Below are 10,888 nucleotides of genomic sequence, written 5' to 3'. Positions count from 1 at the left end.
GCTGTTTTTCTTATCTGACGAACGCCTCCCGGGAGCTCGTGAAAATAAATGGGTTACTGGCTACGGCAACAAACCGTTTCTATTTACTTAATTTTCTTATCTTTTGCAAGTTTGAAAAATCGAACGGGGGGTATAGTATAGCACGCGTTGCACACTTCAAATATCAAAGGAATTTTAATATTTAGCAAAAAATATGCCAAAAAAGTCATCTAAATTTTCTGAAGGGCCCGTACTGTACGGGCTTCGCCAAGCCATGCAAGAGCACGGCCTTGATGCTTTTCTCATTCCCAGCCAGGATCCTCACCAAAGCGAGTACGTAGCCGACCACTGGCAGGTCCGCCGCTGGCTTACCGGGTTTACCGGCTCAGCCGGCACGGCGGTGGTTACCGCTTCTGTCGCCCATCTGTGGACCGACTCGCGGTATTTCATACAGGCAGAGCAGCAGCTTGCCGGGTCCGGTTTTGCGCTCAAAAAGCTGACCGTGCCTTATACCGCTGAGTACCTCGACTGGCTCCTGGACGATCTGCCTGCCGGCGCTACCGTAGGCTGCGATGCCCGGCTCTTCACCGTAAGTCAGGCACGTGCGGCCCGGAGAAAACTGGCCGAAAAAGACATTGAGCTCGCCTTCAGTAACTATCTGATTGATGAGCTGTGGACTGACCGGCCCGCTCTCCCGGATGATCCGGTGTTTGAGTTAGAGCCGAAGTACGCCGGGCAGCGCCGGTCGGAAAAGCTCAAAGCCGTGCGCAGCAAAATGAAAGGAGCAGGCTACTACCTGGTCACTGCCCTGGACGAAATTGCCTGGCTGCTCAACATCCGCGGCAACGATGTGGAATGTAACCCGGTAGCCATCAGTTATTTGCTCTTGGGGCAAGAGAGTGTGCAGTGGTTTATCGATCCTGCGAAAGTGCCGGCCCCGCTGCAGCAAACCCTGGAGCAAGATGGCATTGACATCCAACCTTATACCGGGCTGGCTAAAGCGCTGCACGAAGCCGGGGCGCAGCAGCCCATCGGCTATCAGGCAGAGGCCAACAGCGTTTATTACTATGAACAGCTGGAACCGGAATGCTGGAAAAAACTGCCCAACCTCATTGCCCCGCTCAAGGCGGTACGCAATGCCGTGGAACAGGCCAACCTCAAAGCAGCGATGCGTAAAGATGGAGTGGCTCTGCTGCGGCTTTATCGCTGGCTGGAACAAGCCCTGTCTGACAGACAGCAACCAACCGAATTCGAAATTGGGGAAAAACTGGCAGGCTTCCGGGCGGAGCAGGAAGGGTACTTTGGCGAAAGCTTCCCCGCTATTGTTGGCTATGCCGGCAACGGTGCAATCGTGCATTACCGGGCAGAAGCGGGCTCCGCGGCGGCTGTCCGGCCCGAAGGTGTGCTGCTGCTCGACTCCGGGGGGCAGTACCGGGAAGGCACCACCGATATCACCCGTACCGTAGCCCTCAGCCCGGTTAATGAAGACGTTAAAGATCACTACACGCGGGTATTGAAGGGATATATTGCTCTGTCCTCCGCAGTGTTTCCTGATGGCACCACCGGCGTACAACTTGATATACTGGCCCGGCAGCACCTCTGGGCAGTTGGGCTCAATTACGGGCATGGCACAGGGCATGGCGTAGGCCACTTTCTCAATGTGCACGAAGGCCCGCAGGGCGTCACGCCCAACCCACGGACCAGCCGTGGGCAAACCCCAATCGTGCCGGGTATGCTCACCTCCAATGAACCAGGCTTCTACAAAGCAGGTGAATATGGTATCCGTATCGAGAATCTGGACCTCTGTGTAGAAAAGATGGAGACAGACACCGGAAAGTTCTATACCTTTGAACCTCAGACCCTATTCCCTATTGCTACCGACCTGATTTTACTGCCCTTGCTAACGCAAACAGAGCGGCAATGGCTCAACGAATATCACGCTCGGGTGTTGGAAGAATTGTCCCCTTTGCTAAAAGGGGCAGAACAAGCCTGGCTGGAAAAAAAGTGCCGGGCGATTTGAGTAGGGCAAACGCGAATTAGTAAAACATGACCGTTACAGATACAGACAAAGCAGACATTCGGCAGCTAAGCCAGGAAGGGCTTCAGCAGGTCTTCCTGGGTATGGGCGAAAAGAAGTTCCGTGCCAAACAGGTGCACGAGTGGCTGTGGAAAAAGGGGGCCCGTACCTTTACCGAAATGACCAACTTGTCTAAAGAGCTGCGCGATAAGCTGGAAGACCGGTTTGCCATCAATGCCATTACCACCGATCAGGTGCAGCAGAGTGAGGATGGCACCATTAAGTCGCGGTTCCGGTTGCACGACGGGCACCTTATTGAATCGGTGCTGATCCCGGTACCGGCAGACAATCGCTATACGGTCTGTGTTTCCTCACAGGTGGGGTGCAGCCTTTCCTGTACTTTTTGTGCCACCGGCCGCATGAAGCGCTTGCGCAATCTCGATGCTGCTGAGATTTACGATCAGGTGGTCATGGTCAATCAGCAGTGCGAGGCGCACTACGGGCACCCGCTCACCAATATCGTGTACATGGGCATGGGCGAGCCCCTGCTGGCTTATAAGAATGTGCTGGAAAGCATCGACCGCATTACCAGTGAGGATGGGCTCAACATGTCGCCCCGCCGCATTACCATCAGCACCGCAGGCATTGCCAAAATGATCAAGCGCCTCGCAGAGGACGCCGTGAAGGTCAACCTCGCACTTTCCCTCCACGCTGCTGACGATACCAAGCGGGATGAAATTATGCCGATCAATGAGCAGAATAACCTGGAGACGCTCATGGAGGCGCTGCAGTACTACTACCAGCAAACGCGCAACCGCATCAGCTATGAGTACATCACTTTTCAGGATTTCAACGATACCCTGGAAGATGCTGAAAACCTGGCCCGCCTTTGCAAAAACTTCCCCGTAAGGGTCAATATTATCGAGTACAACCCCATTGATGGGGCGCCATTCCGGAAGTCAACGGAACACCGCATTGATGATTTTGCCCGTTATCTTCGCGATCAGGGTATTATGGCAACCGTGCGGCGCAGCCGGGGCAAAGACATTGACGCCGCCTGCGGGCAGCTGGCCAACAAGTAATTTTAAAGCTATGGAAAATCCATTCCGATCCTATATTAATAAGTTTTCCGAGCACCGCCTCTGGGAAAAACTCCGCAACTATGCGCGTCAGGCCGGCCTGAAAACCGTGTACTCCGCGCTGCTGTTGTTCTACGCTTACCGGCGTAAGGATACTCCGTACTGGGCGAAGAATATCGTCTTGGGCACTCTCGGCTACTTCCTTTCTCCGATTGATGCGGTGCCTGACCTTACGCCCATCATCGGCTATACGGATGATATCGGCGTGCTGGCTTTTGGGCTGGTGACCATCGCTGCTTACGTCAACCAAGAGGTGAAAACGAAGGCGAAGGGGCAGCTCCACCGCTGGTTTGGTAAATACGATGAGCGCGAACTGGAGGAAGTAGACGCTAAGATTTAGCCGCTATAATCATTCCAAACTACTGCTTGAGCTTTTGTTCTTGCCGCAATTTTTGCAATTTGGCGCTTACTCCTGTCCGGGCTTTCGGATCAGGTGGCTAATAACCTGCTTACGACTAAAAGCAAAAAGTACATGCGTTACGAAGCAATCAACTCAGAGCTTTTCCAATACAACCGGCAGCGATTCATGCGTAAGATGCAGCCGGACTCTATCGCGGTCTTCCAATCCAATGACCTCATGCCGCGCAGTGGAGATACTTTCTTCCCCTTCCGGCAAAATAGCGGGTTGTTTTACCTGAGCGGGCTGGACCAGGAAGACACCGTCGTCGTACTTTTCCCCGATTGTATCAAAGAGGGCTTTCAGGAAGTGGCGTTTATACGCCGCACCGATGAGCGCACCGCGATATGGGAAGGCGATAAGCTGACCAAAGAGCAGGCCCGGGCGATTTCCGGCATCGAAAAAGTCTACTGGATTGATGAAATGGACGCCATCCTGCATGAGCTCATCTTGCTGGCTAAGCGTATTTATCTCAATCTCAACGAGCATGACCGCTTTGATTCTGGTGTAGTGACAAGGGACATACGTTTCGCCCGTTCGTTACAGGAGCGCTATCCGCTACATAAATTTCACCGGTCACAGCCACTGCTTAAGAAACAAGCCATGATCAAGTCGCTCATTGAAGTGGGGCTGATCAGGCATGCTGTCAATATTACAGGCAAGGCTTTTGAGCAGGTGCTCAGCTTTGTGCGGCCGGGCGTGATGGAATATGAAGTGGAAGCTGAAATTATTGCCGAGTTCATCCGCAACGGGGCACAGGGGCATGCCTATGAGCCCATTGTGGCGAGCGGTAAAAATTCCTGCGTGCTGCATTACGTACAGAACAATCAGCGCTGTATGGCTGGCGACCTGTTGCTGCTCGACTTTGGGGCCGAATACGCCAACTACGCCGCAGACCTCAGCCGGACCATCCCCGTGAACGGGCAGTTTTCCGACCGGCAGCGGAAGGTCTATGATGCAGTCCTGCGCTGCATGCGGGGCGCACAACAATTGCTGCTGCCCGGCACCACTCTGGAAGAATACCATAAAGAAGTGGGCAAAATGATGGAAAGCGAGCTGTTGCAACTGGGGCTGCTCGACAAGACCGATATCAAAAATCAGGACGCGAAAGCCCCGGCCTACAAAAGGTATTTCATGCACGGCACTTCCCATCACCTGGGCCTGGATGTACATGACTTGTCCAACCGCTACGACCCCATACAGGCCGGCATGGTCTTTACCTGTGAACCCGCTATTTATATACGGGAAGAAGGGTTGGGCATCCGCCTGGAAAATGATATCCTCGTCACGGATAATGAGCCGGTAGATCTCTGTGCGCACATTCCCGTAGAGGCAGAAGCCATAGAGGAGCATATGAATGCCGGCATCCTGGCCCGTACCTAAATCGTTTGATCAAAGCCTGAATGTTATGAACCTCATTTTTGAGGGGGTCAAGGTTGGCTTGATCCTCGCCCTGCTCATCGGCCCTATTTTCTTCGCCATTATTCAGGCGGGCGTGGAAGAGGGGTTCCGGGCGGGGGCTGCCGTAGGTTTTGGCATCTGGGTCAGCGACTTTTTGTTCATAGCGGCGGTCTACTTCGGACTTACTTTCATCAGTCAGGTCGTAGAAAGCCCCCACTTTGGTTTGTACCTGGGCATCGGCGGCAGCATCACACTAGCCGCATTCGGGCTGGGGGCTTTGCTCACCGTGCCCAAGGCGCACGAACTGCCGAAATGGTCGAAGGAAACGATTCGGACTTCCTCTTATCCCGGCCTGTGGCTGAAAGGCTTTCTCATCAATACCGTCAACCCTTTTACTTTTTTCTTTTGGATCGGGGTGGCATCTACCGTTGTGGTAGACGGGGAAATGGAGCTGCAGGAAGCCCGCTATTTCTTCGGGGGCATCCTGGGGACCATCATCATCACCGATTTGCTAAAAGTCTTGCTTGCCAAACGTATTCGGCGCATACTAAAGCCGGTTCACCTGCTCTGGCTACGGCGTATCTCCGGTATTGCGCTGGTCGTATTTGCCGTAGCGCTTTTGGGCAGGGTACTCTGGATGCTGTGAAGCCAGCCTGAAAAAACGGCACAGCCAACACGCTCTAAATTGGGGTTTGTTGGAAATGCTTCGTTTTGTGGCTGCAAAAAAAGAACCAGGTTAGTACCGGGCGGCACAAACCTGGCTTTAAAAAGCGACTTTAAATTGCAGGAAAGATTAGCCTCTTGAGTAACGGTCAAAGCGTAACTTTTAGGTTTAGCTTTGCTACTTTTTGCCCGCTACTGAAAGAAGCTCTGACAGCAAGAAATAATCTTTACGATACAAATGTCTTCTTTTAGCCTTAACTGAAGATGAAGTGTAGGTTAACGTTCCTTTAATTCGATATAGGGCAGAAGGCTCGGGGGGTTAATCCAGTCCGAGCAGCAACTTGAGGGTAGGTAAGACAACCCGGGCGCGCTGTTGATCAAAGGTAGCAGTGGGCGTTTCATCAGCGCCCTCATCTTCTACGGGCTGTTGCACGCCGGTTTTGGAAAGCGAGAGCATCTTTTCACGCTCCGGGGGCGAAAAAGTGGAAAAAGACCGACGGAGCAGGGGCAGGGTTTCTTCAAAAATGACCTCCGGCAAATCGGCAATCCACTGATCCAGAATTTGCCAGAGTGCGGGCATGTGCACCAGCAGCAAGCCACTACCGTACAGAAAACCCTCCAGCCATAGCGTGCTTTGCTCTGCTTCAGCTGTACTGGAAAGGGCATAGCGCATCTGTGTGGCTGCCGCCTCGTCCCCGAGCACAGACTTGTCAAACAAAATTCGGGTGGACAGCCCTTTGAGCAGGGGATGGGCAGGGGCGGCATTGGCTATTTGGGACAAGGCGCGGTTCCACTCCTTATGAAAGGCAGGCTCATTCAGCAGGCTGATGGCGCGGTTGCTTTGTACCAACTGCCGGAGCCAGTCGCGGGCGACCTCTTCCTCGATATTCAATACGGCGGGCGGCAGGCCAATGGCAATGCGGGGCACCATATGCCGGATGAGGGCTTCCACGGCTTCCGTATCCGTTTGGCGGGTGTCTCCGTAGCGCTGAATATCAGCCAGGACCGGGAGGGCTTCCATCAGCGTATATACGTCTTGCGTAACGGCCGCCGCATCTTCCAATTGCTTTACCAGTGGGCTGAAAGCCTGAGTGATGCCAGCCAGTAAAGCCTCGCGGGCCAGGGCGACCAGTTCGTTTAGCTTGGCCACGTCCTTTGCTTTTTTCAGTAGGAAGTTATTGGCTGCGGCTTCTACGGTATTGCCCCACATGCCTGCCTGTATCAGGCGTATGACGTACTCGGGCTGCCAGTGCAGGTGCCAGTATTCGCTAAAACTGCCCAGCTTGCCATCAGACTGTTCCTGCACACTGCCCCAGGGCACTTCCAAAATACGCAGTTGGTGCAGCAGGTGGCTCGTGTCCAGGTGCGTGTCCTTGCGCAGGTCCAGCTGTTTTTCCTCCGGCGCACCAGATTTGTAGAGCTTGGTCAGCCGTGCCGACTTAATGCGGGCTTCCATATCCTGCTGTAGGGGGATTTGCGGTATGCTGTCCGGCACTTCTCCAACCTGCTGCCCGATGATCAGCTCCTGTTCGATCAGTTCCAGCGGTTCGGGGCTGCCTTGAGCAAAAACAGCCAGTGCCGCTTCTTTCATGGCATCAATACCCGCTACGGGTTGCCCCCGCATGCCTGCCAGGGTATATGCCAGGCGGGCGGCATCTACAGCCTGCGCTGCACTGGCATCAAAGCCATTTTTACGCAGCAACCCTGCCACTCTGGCCATCCAGTATTGCACCGTCTCGTCCCGCTTGTCGAAGAGCAGCTCATAATAAGCCGGGGAGACAACGCCTGCCATATAGCCGCTTTGAAAAGCCAGCCGCTGATAGGACCAGGGGATCCAGGTCGCCGTGGTTTTGCGTTTTTTGCGCCCCTTGAGCAGCGCGTTGTCGTCTTTGGTCTTGAAGCGGTCCAGGTAATGCAGCGCAGGCGTGTGCCAGGCACCACAGACCACCGCAATATTCTTAAAGCCGTCTTTGAGGGCCTTGCGGAGCTGCTTGCGCATATAGGCTTCCCGGAGTTGATTGAGGGGGCGCTCGGCCCGGCCCAATTCATCGCGCAAGGCCGTATTCAGGCTGATGATGGTCTCGAAAATATTGATCTCGTGCTCGGGCTGCTCAAAAGTAGCTTCCCACCATCGCTCACTGTCTTCATAACCGGCCAGCTTTGCCATGTAGCCCATAGGGTCGCGTATCTGAGGGGCTTCCCGGCCCGCATCGGGGAGTGCGAGCGTGAGTTGCTCCGCTTCCTCGTCCAGTCCAAACTGCAGACCCATCGGCAGGTCCATAAAACGGACGTCAAGCCCTTGCGCCAGCCCAAACTGCGCCGCCTGCCACTCCGGGGAAAACGCCGCAAAGGGCAGGTAGGAAGCATGCCTCAGGTCTTTGGCATCATAGATGAGAATGGCCACAGGCGGGTGCAGCCCGGGGTGCAGCATGTAGTCGAGTGCCGGGCTTGCATCCTCCGGGGCTTCGATGAGCAGACAGTCGGGCGCTTGGGCTTCCAGAGCCTGCAGAAGGCTGCGGGTGGAGCCCGGTCCGTGGTGCCGTATGCCGTAGATGGTGTACATATGCTGGGTCCGGTTTAGACTTTCCGCAAGCGCTCGCCGGCAGCTTGCAGGGTTGCTTCAGTCTTCGCAAAACAAAGCCGGATGATGTGCTCGTCCCGCCCGCTCGTGTAGAATGCAGAGACCGGGATGGCTGCTACGCCGTACTCCGTGATCAACCGGCGCGCAAAAACGCGGTCGGGCTCATCGCTTATGGCGGAATAGTCAAAGTTACAGAAATACGTGCCCTTACAGGGCAGGGGGCGGAAGCGGGAACCCTGCATGACCTCCAGCAACAAATCGCGCTTTTGCTGGTAAAATGCGGGCAGGCTTTCGTAAGTGGACGAGTCAGCCAGGTAGTCTGCTAAAGCATGCTGAGTAGGGCGGTGCACGGCGAAGGTATTGTATTGATGGACCTTCCGGAACTCGGCGGTCAGATCAGGTGGTGCAATAGTGTAGCCAATTTTCCAGCCGGTATTGTGAAAGGTTTTTCCGAAAGAATAGGCTGCCAGGCTACGGCTGCGCAGCTCCGGGAACCGAAGGACACTCTGATGGGCCGCATCGTCATAGATCAGGTGCTCGTAGACTTCGTCGCTAAGCACGAGGATATCGGTACCGAAAGTAAGTTGCTGTAAAGCCAGCATGTCGGTGGTCTTTAGGGTAGATCCTGTGGGGTTGTGGGGCGTATTGATGATGATCATGCGGGTCGCCGGTGTCAGCAGTGCTTCCACATGGTCCCAGTTGACTTTATAGTCGGGGGCTTTGAGTTCGTAGATGACGGGGATGCCGCCGTTGACCTCCACTGCGGGGCGGTAGCAGTCATAGGCGGGCTCCAGTAAAATCACCTCATCGCCCGGGCGGACAAAAGCGGCTATGGTGCAGTAGATCGCTTGGGTGGCACCGGCAGTCACGGTGATCTCCGTGCCCGGGTCTACGGTTGCCCCGTACATCTGACCAGCCTTTTGAGCAATGGCCTCGCGCAGCGCTGGCAGTCCGGGCATAGGGGCATACTGATTGTACCCTGCCTGCAGATAATGGCAGACCAAATCGGTCAGGCGCTGCGGAGACTGGAAGTTCGGAAAGCCTTGGGAAAGGTTGATGGCACCGTGCTCATTGGCCAGGGCAGACATTACAGAGAATATGGTGGTGCCGACATTAGGCAGCTTCGAGAAAATTTGCATAAGCTTAAGGTATAATCGTCTTTACGGTTTCTTCTGCAATAATGCGCAGCCCGTCGAGGGTCAGGTGAGGGTCGATGGCGTCAAAGTCTGCCTGCAGGGGGTGCAGGATCGCGGATAGCCCTCCGGTGGCGACCGCCATGTATTGTGGGCCAACTTCTGCCCGGATGCTCGACAACATGTGCCGCACCAAGCCTACGTACCCCACTAATATACCACTCTGAATGGCGTGCACGGTGTCTTTACCGATGGCAGATGCCGGCATCTCAAGCGGCACTTCAGGCAACTGCGCTGTCTTCTGAAACAACGACCGGATGGCAGTCTTCAGCCCCGGTGCAATAGACACGCCCAGTAGCTGCCCGCTTTTGTCTACTACCGTAAAAGTCAGGGCAGTACCAAAATCCACAATAATGCAGTCCTGCTGATGCAGATAATGTGCAGCCACTGCATTGGCAAACAAGTCGGTGCCTAATTCTTCGGCACGGTCAAGTTTCAAGCGGAGGTTTTGGTACATCTCCGGTGAGACCATCAGGGCTTCCCGCCCGAAAAGGTGAAGGCTCAACTGCTCGAATGTACGCCTTAGGGCCGGGACTACCGTGCTCACAGCCACCTGCTCAATTGCAGCGGCTTCGATCCCCTGCTCCATCAGCCAGCTGGTGCAGCCCATTTGGTAGAACATAGCCGACTGCTGGCCGGTCTTGGTCGGCAAACGGTGGAAGTGTTTCCAGTTGCCGTCCGCGTACAGGCCGAGCGTTACATTAGAGTTGCCGATATCAATGGCTAAGATCATGGTTTGGCTTTTGCTACACCCCTAAATGTAAAAAATTCCCGGGACCCCTCCTGATTTTTCTCTATTTTCAGCCCGACCAAAACCAAATTCTCATGCTACAAACCGATTCTGAACTGTTTAATCTCAAACGCAAAGTGCAGCAATATGAAGAGGTGCTGCAAAATACACAGCAATACCGCGAAGCCTGGAAGGCAGAGACCCGCGAACGTATCCAAATGATACTGCAGCGTATGCTTGACGCCACTGGCTTTGGTGCCCGCGTCGAGCACCGGGCAGATATCGAAAACCTGGAGGCCATGGTGCTGACCCTCGGGCAGTCCAAGAGCGGGATGTACCAGCAGGTAAGCGAAGATGTGCAGCGCCATCTTATTAAGCACAACGGCTCGTTGGTATACCAGCAGTTGTTCAATGGCAAAATCATAGTGCTCATCAACTATCCTTTTATCGAAAATTACGGTCAGCCCCGCCCGCCTAAAACCATTGCGATTTACCGGCCGGAGGAGCTTAAGGAGCCGTACTTTCTGCGCCATGTAGAGGAGTTCCTTCAGGAAATTACCAATTGGGAGGACTACGATGACGATGAGCCCAATAAGCGCATCGGCTTTCAGCTCAACTTTGGAGCGAATGGCGGAGAAGCCCCGGAATAAGAGCGTGTTGGGATTTTACACTTCGGGCTGCTCTTGCCAAATTTTGTCCTGCTCTTCGTTGTTCTTCGGTCACGTAGCTAAGGCTATGTGATTCAAGAATGGGCCCCTTTAATCCCATTCTTGAATGTATCACGCCTT

General features: G+C 54.4%; 9 protein-coding genes. 6 read left to right on the top strand and 3 right to left on the bottom strand.

Translation table 11 applies throughout. The features are described from left to right. The first annotated feature begins 193 nt into the window (after nt 1–193). The 5 genes from RIC19_RS22465 to RIC19_RS22445 all read left to right on the top strand — a co-directional run bounded on the left by RIC19_RS22465 (nt 194) and on the right by RIC19_RS22445 (nt 5,579). Nucleotides 194–1,999 carry an aminopeptidase P family protein gene (locus RIC19_RS22465; RefSeq protein ID WP_350180622.1) on the top strand — a complete coding sequence of 602 codons (1,806 nt, stop codon included), beginning with the start codon at nt 194–196 and terminating at the stop codon, nt 1,997–1,999. Between the two features lie 26 nt (nt 2,000–2,025). Beyond that, complete coding sequence (gene rlmN / locus RIC19_RS22460) at nt 2,026–3,078, top strand: dual-specificity RNA methyltransferase RlmN (protein ID WP_350180621.1); 1,053 nt, start codon at nt 2,026–2,028, stop codon at nt 3,076–3,078. Nucleotides 3,079–3,088: 10 nt separating this feature from the next. Further along, nucleotides 3,089–3,475, top strand: coding sequence for a YkvA family protein (locus RIC19_RS22455; RefSeq protein WP_350180620.1), 387 nt, complete (start codon nt 3,089–3,091; stop codon nt 3,473–3,475). Between the two features lie 132 nt (nt 3,476–3,607). Then, nucleotides 3,608–4,915 (top strand): aminopeptidase P N-terminal domain-containing protein, encoded by a 1,308-nt coding sequence (locus tag RIC19_RS22450; protein WP_350180619.1) that lies wholly within the window; start codon nt 3,608–3,610, stop codon nt 4,913–4,915. Nucleotides 4,916–4,940: 25 nt separating this feature from the next. Further along, nucleotides 4,941–5,579: a LysE family translocator gene (locus RIC19_RS22445; RefSeq protein ID WP_350180618.1), complete on the top strand. Its 639-nt coding sequence runs from the start codon at nt 4,941–4,943 to the stop codon at nt 5,577–5,579. Nucleotides 5,580–5,915: 336 nt separating this feature from the next. Here the strand turns inward: RIC19_RS22445 and RIC19_RS22440 are convergent, their stop codons facing one another. The 3 genes from RIC19_RS22440 to RIC19_RS22430 are packed head-to-tail and all read right to left on the bottom strand — an operon-like array spanning nt 5,916 to nt 10,103. Next, nucleotides 5,916–8,159, bottom strand: a complete 2,244-nt coding sequence (locus RIC19_RS22440; protein ID WP_350180617.1) for a DUF5682 family protein — start codon at nt 8,157–8,159, stop codon at nt 5,916–5,918. A 14-nt stretch (nt 8,160–8,173) separates the two neighbouring features. After that, complete coding sequence (locus tag RIC19_RS22435; RefSeq protein WP_350180616.1) at nt 8,174–9,316, bottom strand: methionine aminotransferase; 1,143 nt, start codon at nt 9,314–9,316, stop codon at nt 8,174–8,176. Nucleotides 9,317–9,320: 4 nt separating this feature from the next. Next, nucleotides 9,321–10,103, bottom strand: a complete 783-nt coding sequence (locus RIC19_RS22430; protein ID WP_350180615.1) for a type III pantothenate kinase — start codon at nt 10,101–10,103, stop codon at nt 9,321–9,323. A 92-nt stretch (nt 10,104–10,195) separates the two neighbouring features. Here RIC19_RS22430 and RIC19_RS22425 point away from each other — a divergent pair, with 92 nt between their 5' ends. Beyond that, nucleotides 10,196–10,750: a hypothetical protein gene (locus RIC19_RS22425; protein WP_350180614.1), complete on the top strand. Its 555-nt coding sequence runs from the start codon at nt 10,196–10,198 to the stop codon at nt 10,748–10,750. The last annotated feature ends 138 nt before the right edge of the window (nt 10,751–10,888 follow it).

Source organism: Phaeodactylibacter sp., assembly GCF_040219495.1.
Lineage (GTDB): Bacteria > Bacteroidota > Bacteroidia > Chitinophagales > Saprospiraceae > Phaeodactylibacter.
Note: the sequence above shows the minus strand (reverse complement) of the source record. Positions and strands in the feature narration are given on the sequence as shown.

What these genes read in the sequence shown, in the direction of transcription:
- rlmN (WP_350180621.1), top strand. Translation starts at nt 2,026, where the DNA reads ATGACCGTTACAGATACAGACAAAGCAGACATTCGGCAGCTAAGCCAG.
- RIC19_RS22455 (WP_350180620.1), top strand. Translation starts at nt 3,089, where the DNA reads ATGGAAAATCCATTCCGATCCTATATTAATAAGTTTTCCGAGCACCGC.
- RIC19_RS22425 (WP_350180614.1), top strand. Translation starts at nt 10,196, where the DNA reads ATGCTACAAACCGATTCTGAACTGTTTAATCTCAAACGCAAAGTGCAG.
- RIC19_RS22430 (WP_350180615.1), bottom strand. Translation starts at nt 10,103, where the DNA reads ATGATCTTAGCCATTGATATCGGCAACTCTAATGTAACGCTCGGCCTG.
- RIC19_RS22440 (WP_350180617.1), bottom strand. Translation starts at nt 8,159, where the DNA reads ATGTACACCATCTACGGCATACGGCACCACGGACCGGGCTCCACCCGC.
- RIC19_RS22465 (WP_350180622.1), top strand. Translation starts at nt 194, where the DNA reads ATGCCAAAAAAGTCATCTAAATTTTCTGAAGGGCCCGTACTGTACGGG.
- RIC19_RS22435 (WP_350180616.1), bottom strand. Translation starts at nt 9,316, where the DNA reads ATGCAAATTTTCTCGAAGCTGCCTAATGTCGGCACCACCATATTCTCT.
- RIC19_RS22445 (WP_350180618.1), top strand. Translation starts at nt 4,941, where the DNA reads ATGAACCTCATTTTTGAGGGGGTCAAGGTTGGCTTGATCCTCGCCCTG.
- RIC19_RS22450 (WP_350180619.1), top strand. Translation starts at nt 3,608, where the DNA reads ATGCGTTACGAAGCAATCAACTCAGAGCTTTTCCAATACAACCGGCAG.